Source organism: Tsuneonella sediminis (assembly GCF_051912845.1).
In the GTDB taxonomy this organism is placed as follows: Bacteria; Pseudomonadota; Alphaproteobacteria; order Sphingomonadales; family Sphingomonadaceae; genus Tsuneonella; species Tsuneonella sediminis.
In genome coordinates this window covers 1,195,886-1,213,366 of sequence record NZ_JBNCBU010000001.1, presented here as the reverse complement: position 1 = coordinate 1,213,366, position 17,481 = coordinate 1,195,886, and the positions used below count along the sequence as shown (strand labels likewise).

The following is a 17,481-nucleotide window of genomic DNA, read 5'->3' as shown; positions in this document are numbered from 1 at the left end:
CTGGCGGACTGAGCCTCGAAGCAGACCGTCAAGCGAGGGGCGGCTTCCGCGAGGAAGTCGCCCCTTTCGTTCGCGCGCTCAATCCGCCGGCGTGACCGGGTGCCCCGCGTCGTGCCAGGCGGTGATGCCGCCGCCGAGGTGTATCGCCGGTTGCCCTGCCGCGACCATCTGCGCGGCCGCCGTCTCGGACCGCCGGCCCGATCGGCAATAGAGGATCGTCTGCTTGCCCGGCACCTGCGGGACGGCGGACGGGTCGAAGCCCTGCAGCGGCAAGTTGACCGCCCCGGCGATGTGACCTTCCGCGAATTCCTCGGGCGTGCGCACGTCCACCAGTACGGCCTTGCCACCAGCTATCAGGTCCGAGAGCTCGTCGGCATCGATCTTCGTTATCGTCGGGGCCGCAGGTGCCGACCGTTCGCCGGAAGGCTCCGCCGCGGATTCGGCACTGCAGGCACTTGCCGAGAGTGCCAGCGCCGCAGCCGCGGCGACAAGGCCCTTCCGCCCGATCACGCCGCCAGCTTGCGCAGGACGTAGTGGAGGATGCCGCCGTTGAAGTAGTACTCGAGCTCGTTGGCGGTATCGATCCGGCACTTGGCGGTGAAGCTGGTCTGCGTGCCGTCCGGCTTCGTCACTTCCACCTCGACGTCCTGGCCCGGCTTGATGTCGGCAAGGCCGCGAATCGTGAAGCTGTCGTCGCCGGCGAGGCCCAGCGAGGAGCGCGTGTCGCCCTCCTGGAATTGCAGCGGCAGAACGCCCATGCCGACGAGGTTCGAACGGTGGATGCGCTCGAAGCTTTCGACGATCACGGCACGCACGCCCAGCAGGTTGGTGCCTTTCGCCGCCCAGTCGCGCGAGGAGCCGGTGCCGTATTCCTTGCCCGCGATCACCACCAGCGGCGTGCCGTCGGCCTTGTGCTTCATCGCCGCATCATAGATCGGCATGACTTCGCCATCGTACCTGGTCATGCCGCCCTCGACGCCGGGGACCATCTCGTTCTTGATGCGGATGTTGGCGAAGGTGCCGCGCATCATCACTTCATGATTGCCGCGGCGGCTGCCGTAGGAGTTGAAATCGGCGCGCGCCACCTGGTGATCCTGCAGGTACTGGCCGGCAGGACTATCCGCCTTAATCGAGCCGGCCGGCGAAATGTGATCGGTCGTCACGCTGTCGCCGAGGATCGCGAGCGGTTTCGCATCGATGATGTCGGTGACCGGCGCGGGGGTCATCTCCATGCCTTCGAAATAGGGCGGGTTGGCGATGTAGGTCGATCCCGCGCGCCACGAGTAGGTGTCCGAACCGGTGACGTCGATCGCCTGCCAGTGTGCGTCGCCCTTGTAGACGTCGGCATAGCGCGCTTCGAACATCGACCGGTCGATCGCGCCGTTGCGGACCTGGGCCACCTCGTCGTTGGTCGGCCAGATGTCCTTCAGGTAGACGTCGGTGCCGTCGCTGCCCTGTCCGATCGGGGTTTCGACCATGTCTTCGGTCACCGTTCCCTTCAGCGCGTAGGCGACCACCAGCGGCGGGCTGGCGAGGAAGTTGGCGCGCACATCGGGGCTGACGCGGCCCTCGAAGTTGCGGTTGCCCGAAAGCACCGAAGCAGCGACGATGTCGTTGCCGTTGATCGCCTTGGATATCGGCTCGGCGAGCGGGCCCGAGTTGCCGATGCAGGTCGTGCAGCCGTAGCCGACGAGGTCGAAGCCGATCGCGTCGAGGTGCTCCTGCAAACCGGCCTTGATCAGGTAGTCGGTGACGACCTGCGATCCCGGCGCGAGGCTGGTCTTGACCCACGGCTTGGGCGCGAGGCCCTTTTCATGCGCCTTCTTGGCGACCAGGCCGGCGGCGATCAGCACGTCTGGATTGCTGGTGTTGGTGCAGCTTGTGATCGCGGCGATCACCACGTCGCCGTCGCCGATGTCGTGATCCCGGTTCTCGACGGCGGTACGCTTGGGCGCCGACTTTCCGTACACTTCCTTGAGCTGGCCGTTGAACAGGTCGTCGACCTCGGGAAGGATGACCTTGTCCTGCGGGCGCTTCGGCCCGGCCAGCGAGGGAACGACGGTCGACAGGTCGAGCTCGAGCGTGTCGGTAAAGATCGGTTCCTCGGCCGAGGGATCGATCCACAGGCCCTGCTCCCTGGCATAGGCTTCGACCAGCGCGATCTGGTGCTCGTCGCGGCCGGTGAGCCTGAGGTACTCGATCGTCTTGTCGTCGATCCCGAAGAAGCCGCAGGTCGCGCCGTACTCGGGCGCCATGTTTGCCAGCGTCGCGCGGTCGGCGAGGCTCAGGGCGGCAAGACCGTCGCCGAAGTATTCGACGAACCGGCCGACCACGCCGCGCGCGCGCAGCATCTGCGTGGCGGTGAGCACGAGGTCGGTCGCGGTGACGCCCTCGGCCAGCTTGCCCGTCATCTTGAAGCCGACGACTTCGGGGATGAGCATGGAGACCGGCTGGCCGAGCATCGCAGCCTCGGCCTCGATACCGCCGACGCCCCAGCCCAGCACGCCGAGGCCGTTGACCATCGTCGTGTGGCTGTCGGTGCCCACGCAAGTATCAGGGTAGGCGACTGTCGCGCCGGCCTGGTCCTTCGAGGCCCACACGCACTGGGCGATGTGTTCCAGGTTGACCTGGTGACAGATCCCGGTGCCCGGGGGGACCGCCTTGAAGTTGTCGAGGCTTTTCGAGCCCCACTTCAGGAAGTCGTAGCGCTCTGCGTTGCGCGCGTATTCGAGTTCGACGTTCTTCTCGAACGCCTTGGGCGTGCCGAACTCGTCGACCATGACCGAGTGGTCGATCACCAGGTGGACGGGGACCAGCGGATTGATCTTCTGGGTGTCGCCGCCGAGCTTCGCGATCGCGTCGCGCATCGCTGCCAGGTCGACCACGCAGGGTACGCCGGTGAAATCCTGCATCAGCACGCGTGCCGGCCGGTACTGGATCTCGCCCCCGGTCCTGGGGTCCTTCTGCCAGTCGGCAATCGCCTGGATATGGCCGACCGAGACGGTGAAGCCGGCGTCCTCGAAGCGCAGCAGGTTTTCGAGCAGGACCTTCATGCTGAACGGCAGGCGGCTGACGTCGCCGATGGTCGCGGATGCCTTTTTCAGCGAGTAGTAGGCGTAGTCCTGTCCTCCCACCGTCAGCGTGCTGCGGGTTCCGAGCGAGTCCTTGCCGACCTGGGTCATGCGTGCATCTATCCTTGGCTGAGTGGGTCGAGTGTTTCGTCCGCGCTCCTGCGCGCAGCGCCGGTCGAGGTCAAGGGGAGCGGGGAAGGCGAATGCGCGCGGCAGCGCGGGTCAGACGACAGTCTGCTCGGGCGCGGGCGGGGCGCCGCGCGTAGCTATCCAGCACCCGGCGACAATCAGTGCTGCGCCCGCGATCGTCGCCGCGGTCACCGCTTCGCCGAAATGGAGCCAGCCGAACAGCGCCGCCCACAGGAATCCCGAGTATTCGATCGGTGCCAGCCGCTGGGTTTCCGCGCGTGCATAGGCCCAGGCAAACAGCATCGCCCCGCCGACCGAGAGCAGCGACGACAGGCCGATGTCGCGCCAGGTCGCCAGGCTGTCGGGCCAGACGAGAAACCACGGCGCGAAGGATGCGTAGAGCGCGAAGCAGACGAGGTTCTGGAACAGCGCGACCTCGAGTGGGCGGGCAACCTGCGCCTGCTGCCGCGCAAGCACGAGGTTCCACGCGTAGAACATCGCGCTGCCGAGGACCGCCGCGATCCCGACCGCCGCGCCCTCGGTCAGTGTCTCGCGAAAGACCTTGCCGCCGATGATGACGAGCACCCCGGCGAATCCCAGCAGCGAACCGGCAATCGCGCCCCGTCCGATCCGCTCGCCGAGAAGGACATGCGCCAGGTACAGCGCGAACAGCGGGGCGACGAAACTGATCGCGATCGCCTGCGCCAGCGGCAGGACGGTCAGCGAGTGAAAGAACAGGAAGCCCATGACCGCAATGACGACCCCGCGGGTGACATGGATCCGCAGGACCGCGCGCTGCGGCCAGCGACCGCCGGCGAGCTTCCATGCGGGGGCGACTATCGCGATGCTGAGCGGGGCCCGGATGAGCAGGGCGCTAAACGCGCCGATGGCCACCGCCGCTCCCTTCATCCACGCATCCATCCAGCTCAGCAGGCCGATCGCGGCCAGCGCGGCGAATACGGGGAGGAGCGGATGGTCGGCCTTGGGCATACCGGGCGCGGTTCGTGGCAATCGCGCCACCGGTCAAGGCGGATTCAGCAAACCTTCAGCCGCGCGCGTTGATGGCTGGCTTTTAAGGGCGCTATACGCCCGGTCGACGCCGGCATTCGGGTTGGCGCGAGGTCTTTCAAGGGGCGTTAACGGTGATCGAACGTAACACGCGGTTCTGGCTGGCAAGTGCGGTGCTGGTTGCATTGCCGACGGTGGCCTCCGCGCAGGCAAAGGCACCGGCGGATCTGCTGCCACGAGCCGCGCCGACCGTAACGCCCGAGAAGGTCGTGAGTCCGGACGACGTGACCGCGTCGATCGACGCGATGGGTCAGCGTGCCGGGATGGCGGCCACCGTCCAGGAAACGACGCCGATGGTCCAGGTCTGGACGGTTGCCGACGCCCGGGCGCTTGCCGGGGTGATCGCCTCGATCGGCGGCGAGGGCCTCGATCCCGGCGACTATCTGCCCGCCGAACTCGATGCCGCGATCGCGGCCGGCCCGGGGCAGGCGCTGAATGAAGCGGCGAGCCGCAGCTTCGCCTGGCTGGTCGAGGACCTGCGCGACGGGCGCACCCCGATGGAGGCGCGCAGGCAGTGGTTCGTGGTCGATCCCGACCCCGATCGCTATCGCACTGCCGACATCATGGCCGAAGCGCTCGCCAATCACACGATCGCCGCCAGCCTCATGGGGCTCGCCCCCGATCACCCGGACTACAAGGTTCTCAAGGCCGAGCTCGCCCGGACGACCGACAAGGCCAAGCGCAAGCTTATCCGCGCGAACATGGATCGCTGGCGCTGGCTCGCCAAGGACCTCGGCCGCCAGTACCTGATAACCAACGTGCCCGAGTACCAGTTGCGTCTGACCGTCAACGACAAGATCATCAGCACCTACAAGACCATCGTCGGCAAGCCCGGACGCACCGCCACCCCGCAGCTTGCCGAGACGGTCGAGGGCGTGATCTTCAACCCCACGTGGACCGTGCCGCAGTCGATCGTGAAGGGCGAGGGCCTCGGGGCGAAAGTGCTGAACAATCCGGCCTGGGCGAAGGCATCCGGCTACAAGGGATGGAAGGATCCCGAATCGGGCTTCGTCACCATCGTCCAGCAGCCCGGCGCGAACAATTCGCTTGGCCTGATGAAGCTCGACATGCCGAATCCGCACGCGATCTTCCTGCACGACACCCCGGCACGGAACCTGTTCAATCAGGAGAACCGCGCGCTGTCGCACGGGTGCATCCGGACCGAACGCGCGCAGGAACTTGCGATCACGCTGGCGATCCTCGGCAACCTCGCCGACACGCCCGAAGCGCGCAAGGCTGCGGCCGACGAGGCGGTGGCGATCAGCACGAGCGGCAAGTACACGCGCGTGCCGATCCAGAAATCGATGCCGGTCTACATCACCTACTTCACGATGGGTCGCGACATCACCGGCAAGCTGCGCGAGTTTTCCGATATCTACGGCCGCGACGCTCCTGTTCTCGCCAGTTTCGACCAGCCGCGCCAGTCGAACCGCGCGCGCGCGACCAGCGAGGAAGCGGTCGAGATCATCGACGACCTCCAGACCAGCTGACGTCGCCTGCGGCCTAGAACGCCCCGGGCACGAGAGGCGGCTGCGGAGGTCCTTCGGGAACCAGCAGCTCGAGGTCCTTCGGCGGCTCGGTCACGTCCTGGCCGTCCGCGCCGATTCCCAGCTTGTCGGCGAAAAGCAGGCGCCCACCCGCCAGCCGCAGCAGCGCGAGCTTGAAATCGGCGTCGCTCATCGCGAAGCAGCCGTTCGACCGGCCGAGCTTGCCCCACCGCGCCAGGTGCGCCGGTTCGCAGTAGCTTGCCCGGTGCATCACGATCGCCCGGTCGAGCGCGTTCGAGTTGGTGGGGTCGAGGCCCTCGAGACGGATCGAGGTGCCGAAGCGGCCGGTATACCATCCGAACGTCATGTACGCGCCATTGCTCGAGCAGAGCGATTCGGGGACGTTCGAGAACCAGTTGAGCCAGCCGTCGTGCTCTGGGTCGGACCCCATGCCGTGGGCAACGCGATAGCTGTCGACCGCGCCGCGATCGAAATCGACCATGTGCAGGCGTGGCTCGCTGGAGCGCAGGCCGTAATCCGCGATTCCGACGATGTCGCGGTGCCACAGGCCACCGCCGTGCTGCATGAGCTGTTCGTGAGCGATCGCGAACAATCGGCGGTCGCGCGGACCCAGACCGGACGGCACCGCGGGCACCTTCGCGCGCGCCATGGGAGTGGCCAGTGCCGCTCCGGCGGCTAGCGTCCCGGCAAGGAGATCGCGCCTTTTCATGGCATCAACCCTAGCACGGCCTGTTTATCCCCATGGTGAACGCGGCGGGCCGCACTTATTCGGCGGCCTCGACCACCTCGTCGGCCTCCCCCGCATCGCTCATCCCGGCCTCGATCTCGGCTGCCTTCCTCTCCACCAAGTCGACGATGTGGTCGAGCATCGCGTCCGACTGGACGTGATGGTCGGTCACGCCGGAAAGATAGACCATGTGCTTGCCCGCGCCGCCGCCGGTCACCCCGATGTCGGTCTCGCGCGCCTCGCCCGGACCGTTGACGACGCAGCCGAGTACCGAGAGGCTCATCGGCGTCTTGATGTGCTCGAGCCGCTTTTCCAGCGCCTCGACCGTTCGGATCACGTCGAACCCCTGGCGGCTGCACGAGGGGCACGAGACGATCCGCACCCCGCGGGTGCGCAGGCCGAGGCTCTTGAGGATTTCGAACCCCACCCGCACTTCCTGTTCCGGTTCGGCCGACAGTGAGACACGGATCGTGTCGCCGATGCCGGCCCATAGCAGGTTGCCGATACCGATCGACGACTTGACGGTGCCGCCGATGAGGCCGCCAGCCTCGGTGATGCCGAGGTGGAGCGGGCAATCGACCGCTTCCGCAAGCCCCATGTACGCGGCGACCGCGAGGAACACGTCGCTCGCCTTCACCGCCACCTTGAACTCGTGGAAATCGTGGTCCTGGAGCAGCTTGATGTGATCGAGCGCGCTTTCGACGAGCGCCTCGGGGCACGGCTCGCCATACTTCTCCAGCAGGTCCTTCTCGAGGCTGCCGGCATTCACTCCGATACGGATCGCGCAGCCGTTGGCCTTGGCCGCGCGGACGACCTCGGCAACCCGCTCGCTCGAGCCGATGTTGCCGGGGTTGATCCGCAGGCACGCCGCGCCCTTGTCGGCCGCCTCGAGCGCACGCTTGTAGTGGAAATGGATGTCGGCGACGACCGGGACCCTGGAGGCCCTGGTGATCTCGTCGAAGCGCGCGGTGCTTTCAGGCGTCGGGCACGACACGCGGATGATGTCGACCCCCGCATCCTCGCAGCGGCGGATCTGGTCGATCGTCGCGCCGACGTCCTCGGTCGGGGTGTTGGTCATGGTCTGGACGCTGATCGGCGCTCCGCCGCCGACCGGGACCTTGCCGACCATGATCTGGCGGGAGTGGCGCCGCGCGATGTCGCGCCAGGGACGTATCGAAGACATGGCCGGCGATATAGGTCGCGCTACCGCGTCGGGCAATGAGGGTCGCGGCCGGAGGGATTCGGTGCGGATTGCGGGTCGGGTTGCCCGGCAAGGTGTCCCGCTTGGGGACCGATGCGGATTTCAGCAAGCGGGTAAACCGACACACTCGGCGAATTGGGGTAAGCATTCTCACGTATATCGAAGGAAACGACGGTTATGCTGCGAAGTCTCGTCGGGTGGATCGTTTCGTTGGCGGGAGAAGCGCACGCAGAGTTGCGCGAGGTGCTCGCCAGTCCTGCCGTGCGTACCGCGATCCTGTGGATCTGGCCCTATGCAGGCGTGATCGTGGGGATGGATGCGGCGGCGCATTATGGCGACGCGACGGGGGCGGCGCTGCCGGTCCAACTCTTCATCTCGCAGGATCACGGGTTCGGCGAGTACCTCGAATACTCGCTCACGAGCGCGTGCGCGGTGATGCTTTTCGTGATGTGGCGGCGGACGGGCGCGGTGGCCTACCTTGCCAACGCGGTCATGATGGCCTGGCTCACATTCGACAACGCGCTCGAGGTTCACGAGAAGTTCGGGCACTGGATCGCCCCGCTGATACCGCTTCCTGCAAACTCCCCTGTCCAGCCCAACAACGTTGGCGAGATGGCGTTCTTCGCCGGAGTCGGCGGATTGTGGCTGCTCGGCCTCGCCACCGCCCTGCTGGGTGCACAGCCGCGCGCGGCGGTGCGCAGCCTGTTCATCGCCTTCGGCATCGGCTGCGCGGCGGTATTCGGGGTCTTCGTGGACATGATGGTCACCTGGGGACCGCACACAGTAGCGCAGACCGAATTCCAGGCGTGGCTGGAGGACGGGGGCGAGTTCGCCTTCATCAACCTTACGTTCCTGATGGTGGTCGCCTTCTTCCACGCCGAGCGAACGGCCAGGGCGCGGATGGGCAAATCGGGACCGGCGCTCGCTTCCGCCTAAAGCGCGAGCTCGTAGAGAAACTCATCGTCGCGATGGTTGCCGACCCAGAAGTCGATGTCGGCCACCTTTTCGAACCCGTAGCGAGCGTAGAATCGTTGGGCTCCGAAGTTCTCGCTGTACACCGATAGCTGGACCGCGTCGCAGCCGCGGGCGCGCGCCCGCTGAAGCAGGGCATCCATCAGCGCTGCGCCGATGCCTCGACCCGTGGCGGCGCGGGTGCAGTAAAGCTGGCTGAGTAGAGCGGGGCGTGCCGGTTGCGGCTCGGGGCGCTCGTCGAAGCCCTGCCCGAAATAGACAATGGCGTAGCCGAGCAGGTCGCCATTTTCTTCCGCCAGGGTCACCTCGATGTCGGGCCCCTCCACCTGCTCGGCAATCCGCCCGCGGGAACGGTGTTCTTTGAGGAAGGACGCGAGGTCGGCCGGCGCGTAAAGATGCCCGAAGGCGTCGGTGAAGCTGGCGCGGCTCAGGTCGACCAGGGCGTCGACGTCGGAAACGGAAGCGGGGCGCAGGATCATGACCCTGCGCCCCGTAGGTTGTTTTCCGTGCGTGTTGAAGTCAGATCGTCGGCGGATCGCCGCGCCCGCTGCGCGCGCGACCGTCCCATTCCTCAAGCTTGCGGCCAGCCCAGTCGCGCCCGCCGAGGCCGAAGGCCAGCGCCGCCGCCACCGCGCCGCCGATGACCAGCGCGCTGAAGAATATCCGCACGATCTCGTCGCCGACCTGCATGAAGCTCAATCCCATGAAGGTGAACACGAAGATCGTCGCCCACTTCACGATCGTCCCGGCCAGGCTTTCCTCGCCGGCCCCCGAAATCATCCGGACGAGCAGCCGCGCGATCAGGAAACCGACCGCGATCACGACTGCACCGAACACCACCCGGCCGGCGAGCTCGAGCACCTCATCGAGGATCGCGGTCAACTCGGGAAAACCGAGCAGCCGCGTGGCGGCAATGGCGAAGAACAGCACGATAGCGATCTGCGCCACGCGGGCGATCACGTCGGTCGCGGTCGTCCCGTCAGGGAGCAGCTCGGTCGCGCCGATCGCCCGGTCGACGCCGAGGCCGCCGATCACTTCCTTGAGCAACTGCACCACGAACTTGCTGATCAGGTAGCCGATGCCGAGCAGCAACGCGGCGCCGATGATCCGGGGGATCGCGTCGAAGATCAGCCGCAGCATGTCGCTCGCCGGTTCCGACACGCTCTCGAGCTGGAGTACGTCCAGCGCGAAGATCGACACCAGGATGACGATAAGCGCGTAGACGACCGTCCCGATCGTGGTGCTGATCGTCGTGTTCCCGGTCATCGTGTCGACCCCGCCGCGGTTGGCCCACTTGTCGAAGTCCACGGTCTGGAGCGAGGTCACCACCAGGTCGCGGACGATCTTGGCGACCATCAGGCCGATGAAGAAGATGAGGCCCGCCCCGATCAGGTTCGGGATGAAGTCCATGACGTTGTTGAGCAACGTCTGCACCGGGCTCATCACCCCGCCGAGCTGGAACACCTGGAGGATGGCGAGAAGGCCGAACAGCCAGATCAGCAACGCGACGATCTTGCCCAGCGATTCGCCGAGGCTCGCCCCGGTGCCGGTGCCGCGCCGGAAGAACGCGACGTTGTCGACGAGCTTGGCGAAAGCCCACTTGGCCGCCTTCGCCAGCGCCCAGGTAACCGCGAGTATGAGCAGCGCCCAGAGCAGCTTTTCGCCGATCTCCATCGCAAGCTCTTCGTCGAAACGATAATTCCCCATCTGCATAACACCGCTCTCCCCTTCAGTGCCGAGACACAAGCCTATCATGTCGTAGGGTAAATCGCGAAATCGGGCGGTGGATAACCTGACGCGCGGGCGGGCTTTCCCCCAGCACGGCCGATGCTACAGAAGCGTTCGTGCGTACCACCACACCCGTTTTTGCCGCTGCGTTTCTCGCCCTTTCCGTCCCGGCCACCGCCTCGGAAGCAGGGTGGGACAGGGCCAGCGACCTCGGCGCGGTCGCGCTCGGTGTCTGGTCGGCGGGCGTGCCGGCGGCGACCGGCGATGCCAGGGGCGCGCTGCAGGCGGGCATGTCGGTGGGCGCCGCCTATGCCGTGGCCTCCGGTCTTAAGGATGCCTTCCCCAGTATGCGTCCCGATGGCAGCGACGATCGCAGCTTTCCCTCCGGGCATACCGCCGCCTCGTTCGCGGCCGCCGCGTCGATCTACGAGCGGCGGGGGTCGGGCGAGGGCATACCCGCCTTCGTGCTCGCGACGTTCGTCGGCGCCGCGCGGGTCGAGGCGCGTAAGCACCGTTGGTACGATGTCGCCGCCGGCGCGGCGATTGGAACGGCATCGGGCCTGCTCCTCACCCGCCCGCTCGCCGGCAGGCGCGTCGCGGTCGTTCCATGGGGCGGCAGTACGGGCGGCGGCGCGACCGTCGACTTCGCATTCTGATCGGCCTATCGGACTGAAATGCGGCTGCAACTCCTTGCCATTCTGGGTCTCGCCATGACGATCGCCACCCCTGCCCCCGCGCACGAACCTTCTGGCGAGCCGGGCTGGAGCTTCGCCATCCATGGCGGCGCCGGCGTGCTCGAGCGCGCCCGCATGACGCCCGAGCAGCAAGCCGAATACAAGGCCGCGTTGCAGCGCGCGCTCGATGCCGGGAGCAAGGTGCTGGAAGGCGGCGGCGCGGCGGTGGACGCGGTGACTGCCGCAATCACGATCCTCGAGGACGACCCGAAGTTCAACGCCGGCCGCGGCGCGGTGTTTACGTGGGACGGGATCAACGAGCTCGACGCATCGATCATGGACGGAAACGGCCGCAAGGCGGGGGCTGTCGCCGGAATCCACGTCGTGCGCCACCCGATCCTCCTGGCCCGCGCGGTGATGGATGACGGACGCCATGTCATGCTGTCGGGCAGGGGGGCGGAGGAATTCGCGCGCGATCGCGATCTCGAGATCGTCTCGCCTGACTGGTTCGCGACCCCGCAGCGGCGCGAACAGCTCGAACGGCTCAAGAGCGAGAACCTCTCTGCGCTCGACGTCGAGTTCAAGTACGGCACTGTCGGCGCGGTCGCGCGCGACGGGGCCGGGCACCTCGCCGCCGGAACATCGACCGGCGGGATGACCGGCAAGCGTTGGGGCAGGATAGGCGACAGCCCGGTCATCGGGGCAGGCACCTATGCCGACGATGCCGCCTGCGCCGTGAGCGCGACGGGTTCGGGTGAATACTTCATCCGGGTCGCGGTTGCGCACACGATTTGCGAGCGGGTGAAGGCGGCGCGCAAGCTGACCCTGAACGGCGAAACAGAGGAGGTCCCGCTGACCACGGACGTCCTGCAGCGCATCGTCGACGGGGTGATGGCCGAGGTCGGCGAAATGGGCGGCGACGGCGGGGTGATCGTGGTGAGCCCATCGGGCATGCCGGTTTTCGCAATGAACACGCCGGGCATGTACCGGGGCCGGGCAACCGCCGAAGGCCTGAGCGAGGTTGCCATCTTCGCCGACGAGTGACGCGGGCGGCCTCATCCGACCCGACGGTGCGTCTTCAGGCGGGAGTGACCCGGTAAGTATCGCGCACCCACGCCGTGAGCGTGCGGCCGATTTCGGCAAAAGCTGCATCGACTGCCTGGGGCGGAGGCGGCGCGAGCATGGGCGCGCGGTGATAAACCGCAAAGGTCACGACATCGCCCGTCGGCGCCGCGAGGTAGCCGATATCGCACCGCGTGTATCCCATGCCCGGCCAGTCGCCCGAGTTGCCGGTCTTGTCGCCCGCTTCCCAGCCGTCGGGCAGGCCCGCCCGGACCCGCCTGAGCCCCGTTGCGGTCTCGCGCATCCACTCGCGCAGGATCCCGCGGCGAGACGCGTCGAGCGGTCCGGCGGTCACCAGCGCGTGCAGCGTCCGGGCCATGGCGGCAGGGGTCGTCGTGTCCTGCGCGGTCCCGCTTGGAACGAAGTTGAGATCCGGCTCGATCCGGTCGAGCCGGCTGACCTGGTCGCCGAGCTCGCGCCAGAATTGCGTGACCGCCCGCGGGCCGCCTACCCGTTCGAGCAGCAGGTTCGCCGCAGTGTTGTCGGACAGGACCTGCGCCGCGCGGGCCAGTTCGCGAACCGTGGCTCCGCTTGCGAGGCGCTCGCGCGCAAAGGGTGCGTAGGACAGCAGGTCGGCCGCGCTCCAGCGGACGAGGGGGTCCGCATCGAGCCGGCCATCGCTGTCGAGCGCGAGAACGAGCGCGGCGAGCGTGGTCTTGAACGTCGAGCATAACGCGAACCGCTCATCCTGCCGGTGGCCCAGCGCGGCGCGCTGCGCCGGATCAAGGAATGCTGCTCCCAGTTCACCCCCGAGCCCGGCCTCGATCACCCGCAGCTTTGCCGCGAGCCGGCCGCCCGTCGAGGTATCGAGCGGAACACATGCGCCGATAGCGAGCGCGGCGGTTCCTGCGAGGCACCCGCGGCGGTCGAAGGTCACAGACGGCGTTCCATGCACATGCTGAAATCGTCGGAAACGTAATCGCCGAAAGGCGCGCACTCGACGAAGCCGTTCGCAGCATAGAGGGCCTGCGCGTCCCGGAAGGGCGCCGGTCGGCCGGTCTCGAGGCCGAGCCAGGTCATCCCCCGCGCGACCGCTTCCTCCAGAAGCCGGCCAAGCATGGCCCTGCCGGCGCCCCTGCCGCGATACTCGGGCGCAGAGCGCATCGACTTCAATTCGCCACGCCCGGCGCCGAGATCGCGCAGGGCACCGACCGAGGCTACGGTATCGCCGTCCCACGCGGAAAAGAACGTGACGTCGTCCGCGCGCAGGCGCTCGGCTGGCATCGCGTGGACCTTCTCGGCCGGCGACCACCGGCTCATCTCGTCGAGATGCAGTTGGAGGAGCGCCAGTACCGTGGGCTGCGTCAGGTCGTCGCGGACGATGCGATAGGCGGGCATTGGTCCGATCTGCCCGCGCGGACCTGCTAAGGCAAGGCCAGTTGACTCCAGTTCTTTGAAAGGCCTAGCGTATAGTCCGCTCGGGGGCTGGCTCAATAACGAGGTCGCATATGGGTCGCCCGACTCCCCTGCCATATGGAGCCCCGCCGTACCTGGCGGAGCCGAACGAGGGGAATGCACATGAAATCGAAGATCCTGGCGGCCTCGGCCGCCGCTTGTCTAGCCTTTGCCCTGCCACAGGCAGCAGCGGCGCAGGCCGACCCCTGGCCGTTCGACGGCGGCGATTATGTCGAAGTGACGGGCATCGACATCTCCGACGGTGCATCGCTCAAGTACGCGCAATGGCTGGCGGGCGAGTGGCGCGCGAACGAGGATTATTTCGTCTCGCAGGGCTGGAACACCCGCTACGAGATCCTCATCAACGAGTTTCCCCGCAAGGGCGAACCGGACCTGTACATCGTCCGGTACTTCCCGAAATTCGTCGACAACGCCGAGGCCGAACGGCGCCGGCAGGTTATGATGGCCCGGTACAAGCGGACCGAGCAGAAGCTGCAGGAGGAATCGGCCGGCCGCGCGTCGTACCGCGAGGTCGTGGGGTCGATGCTCCTGCGCAAGATGGAATGGAAGAAATAGCCGGATCCGCCAAGCCGCGGACGGGAGGGGCGGGCAGGTTCAGTCGCTGAACTTGTCCGCCTTTCGCTTGCCGAACCGCATTCCGCCCTCGAGCCGCGCCCGCAGCTGGGCGTAATAGGCCTCGAGAAAGGCGCGCTCGTCACCCGTGCCGGGATGCCATCCGATCTTTCGGCATATCGCTTCGTGGACCGACGCGATCGCTTCGGCCAGGTCGTCCCGCAGGACCCTCTCGAGCGTCTGCAACTCGTGCTCGCCGTAGACCGAGAGTTCGCGGTCCGAGAACCGGTAGGTCGTGCCCGTCACCGTGCTGGCACCCCGCGCTCCGGTCGCGGACGAGAGCACGCGGTCGAGCTTCGCGCGCGGCGCCTCGACGACCCAGGTCCCGGCGACCAGATCGCCCGCGCGCAGCGCATCGCGGTTGAAGAACGGGAAGAGAGTGAAGATCAGCAGCCACGCAAGACCGGCCCAGCCGGCCGCACCGGTTTCGCCGGTGGGGGCGACCAGCAAAAAGACCAGCGGCAGAAACAGCTCGATGTCGCGCAGGAGGTTGCGCGCGATCACCCCTTCGGCGGTCAGTCGCTGGCCGCCGCCGCTGGCATCGGGCCGCGCGGCGACCCGGATGCCGACGATCCGCTTGCCGGGCGTCGCGCCGCGCGGTCCCAGTTCGAAGGCGAGGAAGTACCCGTTCCACGCGAGGAACCAGAACAGGGTCCACGCGACCTGCAGGAATTCATCCGCGCCGCTTCCGTCGATCCCCGTCCCCGCTAACGTTGAAACCCCTCCCGCGACCCAGACGAACATGAGGGTGACCGCGATCGTCGAGAAGAGCAGGATGAGGTAGTCGAGCATCAGCGCGCCGAAGCGCGCGCCGCGCGTCGCGATGACGAACGGCAGCGCGATCCCCTCGGGCGTGACGACGACGCGCCGTCGCTTAGCATCATAGGGCGTGAACGCAGCGGCGGTCATGCCGAGGTTCCCGCGGGACCGGGGCGAAGGGCGAAGAAATAGGCGAGCCAGCCAGCGAGCATTGCGCCGCCGATCGTCAACCGCTCCCATGTCTCGCCGACGAGCTGGCGCGGGAACGCCTCGAGGATTGCGGCGACCACCAGCATCATGACGACCCCCACCATCACCGTCGCCGCGCGCCGTCCCGCCGCCGCGGTCGCCGCCATGATCGTGCGGTCGCCGGGAAATGCCATCGCCCGTCCCACGTGAAGGCCCGCGGCCCCGGCAAGGAGGATCGCGAACAGTTCGGTCGTACCGTGGACCGAGAGCCACGCGACGAAGTCGATCGTGAGATCGCGGGTGGAGAATAGCCACAGCATCGCGCCCAGCGTGGCCATCTCGCGCAGCAGCAGCATCAGCGTAGGGATCCCGAAAGCGAAGCCCAGCGCGAACGCAAGGATCGCGACCCCGGCGTTGTTCTGGAAAAGGAATGCCGCGAACCCGGTGAGGCCCGCCGCGGTCTCCTCGGTACCCAGCGCCTTCAGCAGTACCTCGCGGCTCGCCCCGGGGACCCGGGTATCGGCGAACTGGTCGGGAACCAGCGTCCAGTACCACTCCTCGTCACCGCTCACGAGCAGCCAGCCGGAAACCAGCCCGGCCACCATCACTGCAAGCGCGATGCAGATGTCGAGCCAGATGCCGCGCACCGCCGCGGACAGTCCGCCACCGAGAAAGCCCGCGAACCACCGTGCGAATCCCTGCCGCGGGCCGTACACCTGGTACCAGGCTCGCCGCACGAGCCCCTCGAGATAGGCGAGGGTGGCCGCGTCGAGCGAGGTTTCGCGCGCGACCGCTAGGCTCGAGGCGGCGGTACGGTAGAGCGCCGGTAGCGCCAGCACGTCCTCGTCCGGAAGTCTCCGTAGACGGCCCTTTTCCATCGCGGTCACGATCCGTTCGAGCCGGGTCCAGTCGTGTTCGCGCGCGAGCCGGAACCGGTCCGACCGCAAAACCGCGGCTTCGATACCTGCCAGGCCCTGCGCGAAGCCGCTCACCCGATCTCTCCCGTGCGTTTCACGTCGAGATAGCGGTCGATCAGGCGATAGCCGATCGCGTCCCAGGGCGCCTCGATCACGTCTATGCCGAGCTGGCGCACCCGCTGGAGCACGATCGCACGCTGGCGCGCCAGCGTGTCGGCGGCAACCGCGGTGGCGAGCGTGTCGACGTCGTTTGGCTCGGCGCCTTGCAGCGCGGTCAACTCGCTGTCTTCAATCGTGACGAACAGCACGCGATGCTTTTCAGCCACCCGGCCGAGGCTCTCCACCATCAGTTCGGCGCTGGTCGGGTCTGTGAAGTCGGAGAACAGCACGACGAGGCTGCGGCGCTTCAGCCGCGCGGCAAGCGTCGCCAGCACGAGCGTGAAGTTCGGCTCCTCGGCATGGTAATCGAGCTCGGCTGCGGCCGACTGCAGGCGGTGGAATGCGCGGGTCTCTCCGTAAAAGGGTGTCATCACCTCGGGCCGGCGGGCAAAGCCGAACAGGCTCACCCGGTCGCCGCCCTTGATCGCCACCCATGCAGCGGCAAGCGCGGCCGATACCGCGCGGTCGATGCGCGGCAGGCCGTCGACCGGTTCGCACATCGCCAGTCCGCAATCGAACGCGAAGACGATCTGGTTGTTGCGTTCGGCCTCGTTCTCGCGTGCGAACAGCCGGGTGTGCCGCGCACTCGATTTCCAGTCGATCCGACGCCGGTCCATACCGGGATGGTATTCGCTCAGCGCCTCGAACTGGGTCCCCTCGCCGCGGATCCGGCGGGCGACGATCCCGAACGCCGCATTGCGCAGGGAATGCCGGAGCGCGGGGCTGCGCACCGGCGACAGGTCGGGCGAGATGCGGATCGCCTCATCCAGCGGATGCGAGACCTGCCGGGCGCCGAGGCCGAGCGGGCCGCTCCAGCGCAGCCACAGCCGCTCGAGCGTTCCGGTACCTCGGCGGTGGGGCGTGACCGAAACATCGCCCTGCCACGCCCCGCCCGAGGGCGCCAGGCGCATCGCTGCGCGTCCGTGGACGGCGAGGCGCGTATCGAGCGCGAGAACGGCCTCTACCGATCCTCCCCGTGCGCCGCCGGAGACATCGGCGAATACGCGGATCGCGATCGGCTCGCCAACCTCGGCATAGGGGGGGACGACCACGCGCCACCCGGCGAGCCGCCCCGCCATCGCCGCATCGAGCAGCACCGCAAGAAGGAGCATCGTGCCCGCCGCAGGCGCAACGGCCCACGCAGCCGGCGCCGACGCGGCAATCAGCAGCGCCACCGGCGCGGCCAACGCCGCCAGCCAGGCGGTGCGGGCGGTGGGGACGATCACGCC

General features: G+C 67.5%; 17 protein-coding genes. 5 read left to right on the top strand and 12 right to left on the bottom strand.

The genetic code is table 11. From position 1 onward, the window contains the following. Positions 1 to 78: 78 nt before the first annotated feature. From ACPV3N_RS06185 to ACPV3N_RS06175, 3 genes are all read right to left on the bottom strand, one after another. Positions 79 to 510 carry a rhodanese-like domain-containing protein gene (locus ACPV3N_RS06185; protein WP_440115771.1) on the bottom strand — a complete coding sequence of 144 codons (432 nt, stop codon included), beginning with the start codon at positions 508 to 510 and terminating at the stop codon, positions 79 to 81. Next, positions 507 to 3,182 (bottom strand): aconitate hydratase AcnA, encoded by a 2,676-nt coding sequence (acnA, locus tag ACPV3N_RS06180; protein ID WP_440115769.1) that lies wholly within the window; start codon positions 3,180 to 3,182, stop codon positions 507 to 509. The genes ACPV3N_RS06185 and acnA overlap by 4 nt, the downstream gene beginning before the upstream one ends. A 111-nt stretch (positions 3,183 to 3,293) precedes the next feature. Next, positions 3,294 to 4,190: a DMT family transporter gene (locus ACPV3N_RS06175; RefSeq protein ID WP_440115767.1), complete on the bottom strand. Its 897-nt coding sequence runs from the start codon at positions 4,188 to 4,190 to the stop codon at positions 3,294 to 3,296. Positions 4,191 to 4,342: 152 nt separating this feature from the next. Between ACPV3N_RS06175 and ACPV3N_RS06170 the strand changes: the two genes are divergently transcribed. After that, the gene (locus tag ACPV3N_RS06170) at positions 4,343 to 5,758 is read left to right on the top strand and encodes a L,D-transpeptidase family protein (protein WP_503473849.1); all 1,416 of its coding nucleotides are present in this window, start codon (positions 4,343 to 4,345) and stop codon (positions 5,756 to 5,758) included. Positions 5,759 to 5,771: 13 nt separating this feature from the next. Here the strand turns inward: ACPV3N_RS06170 and ACPV3N_RS06165 are convergent, their stop codons facing one another. Beyond that, complete coding sequence (locus ACPV3N_RS06165; RefSeq protein WP_440115765.1) at positions 5,772 to 6,485, bottom strand: murein L,D-transpeptidase catalytic domain-containing protein; 714 nt, start codon at positions 6,483 to 6,485, stop codon at positions 5,772 to 5,774. 55 nt (positions 6,486 to 6,540) lie between these two features. Next, positions 6,541 to 7,686, bottom strand: a complete 1,146-nt coding sequence (gene ispG / locus ACPV3N_RS06160; RefSeq protein ID WP_440115763.1) for a flavodoxin-dependent (E)-4-hydroxy-3-methylbut-2-enyl-diphosphate synthase — start codon at positions 7,684 to 7,686, stop codon at positions 6,541 to 6,543. A 195-nt stretch (positions 7,687 to 7,881) separates the two neighbouring features. On the opposite strand from ispG, the gene ACPV3N_RS06155 reads away from it, so the two are divergent. Further along, complete coding sequence (locus ACPV3N_RS06155) at positions 7,882 to 8,640, top strand: hypothetical protein (protein WP_440115761.1); 759 nt, start codon at positions 7,882 to 7,884, stop codon at positions 8,638 to 8,640. On the opposite strand, the gene ACPV3N_RS06150 is transcribed toward ACPV3N_RS06155, so the two are convergent. Further along, positions 8,637 to 9,155: a GNAT family N-acetyltransferase gene (locus ACPV3N_RS06150; protein ID WP_440115759.1), complete on the bottom strand. Its 519-nt coding sequence runs from the start codon at positions 9,153 to 9,155 to the stop codon at positions 8,637 to 8,639. The genes ACPV3N_RS06155 and ACPV3N_RS06150 overlap by 4 nt on opposite strands. Positions 9,156 to 9,195: 40 nt before the next feature. After that, positions 9,196 to 10,389 carry a mechanosensitive ion channel gene (locus tag ACPV3N_RS06145; protein WP_440115757.1) on the bottom strand — a complete coding sequence of 398 codons (1,194 nt, stop codon included), beginning with the start codon at positions 10,387 to 10,389 and terminating at the stop codon, positions 9,196 to 9,198. 131 nt (positions 10,390 to 10,520) lie between these two features. On the opposite strand from ACPV3N_RS06145, the gene ACPV3N_RS06140 reads away from it, so the two are divergent. Further along, positions 10,521 to 11,060 carry a phosphatase PAP2 family protein gene (locus tag ACPV3N_RS06140; RefSeq protein ID WP_440115755.1) on the top strand — a complete coding sequence of 180 codons (540 nt, stop codon included), beginning with the start codon at positions 10,521 to 10,523 and terminating at the stop codon, positions 11,058 to 11,060. An 18-nt stretch (positions 11,061 to 11,078) separates the two neighbouring features. Beyond that, complete coding sequence (locus ACPV3N_RS06135) at positions 11,079 to 12,122, top strand: isoaspartyl peptidase/L-asparaginase family protein (protein ID WP_440115753.1); 1,044 nt, start codon at positions 11,079 to 11,081, stop codon at positions 12,120 to 12,122. Between the two features lie 34 nt (positions 12,123 to 12,156). Here the strand turns inward: ACPV3N_RS06135 and bla are convergent, their stop codons facing one another. Both bla and ACPV3N_RS06125 read right to left on the bottom strand, forming a co-directional pair. Beyond that, positions 12,157 to 13,077 (bottom strand): class A beta-lactamase, encoded by a 921-nt coding sequence (bla, locus tag ACPV3N_RS06130; protein WP_440115751.1) that lies wholly within the window; start codon positions 13,075 to 13,077, stop codon positions 12,157 to 12,159. Then, positions 13,074 to 13,538, bottom strand: a complete 465-nt coding sequence (locus tag ACPV3N_RS06125) for a GNAT family N-acetyltransferase (protein ID WP_440115749.1) — start codon at positions 13,536 to 13,538, stop codon at positions 13,074 to 13,076. Before ACPV3N_RS06125 ends, bla begins: the two co-directional genes overlap by 4 nt. Before the next feature lie 180 nt (positions 13,539 to 13,718). On the opposite strand from ACPV3N_RS06125, the gene ACPV3N_RS06120 reads away from it, so the two are divergent. Continuing rightward, positions 13,719 to 14,171 (top strand): hypothetical protein, encoded by a 453-nt coding sequence (locus ACPV3N_RS06120; protein ID WP_440115747.1) that lies wholly within the window; start codon positions 13,719 to 13,721, stop codon positions 14,169 to 14,171. 39 nt (positions 14,172 to 14,210) lie between these two features. Here the strand turns inward: ACPV3N_RS06120 and ACPV3N_RS06115 are convergent, their stop codons facing one another. The 3 genes from ACPV3N_RS06115 to ACPV3N_RS06105 are packed head-to-tail and all read right to left on the bottom strand — an operon-like array spanning position 14,211 to position 17,478. Beyond that, positions 14,211 to 15,137 (bottom strand): RDD family protein, encoded by a 927-nt coding sequence (locus ACPV3N_RS06115; protein ID WP_440115745.1) that lies wholly within the window; start codon positions 15,135 to 15,137, stop codon positions 14,211 to 14,213. After that, complete coding sequence (locus ACPV3N_RS06110; RefSeq protein ID WP_440115743.1) at positions 15,134 to 16,168, bottom strand: stage II sporulation protein M; 1,035 nt, start codon at positions 16,166 to 16,168, stop codon at positions 15,134 to 15,136. The genes ACPV3N_RS06115 and ACPV3N_RS06110 overlap by 4 nt, the downstream gene beginning before the upstream one ends. Then, on the bottom strand, positions 16,165 to 17,478 hold the full coding sequence (locus ACPV3N_RS06105) for a DUF58 domain-containing protein (RefSeq protein WP_440115741.1): 1,314 nt from the start codon (positions 17,476 to 17,478) through the stop codon (positions 16,165 to 16,167). Before ACPV3N_RS06105 ends, ACPV3N_RS06110 begins: the two co-directional genes overlap by 4 nt. Between the last annotated feature and the right edge of the window lie 3 nt (positions 17,479 to 17,481).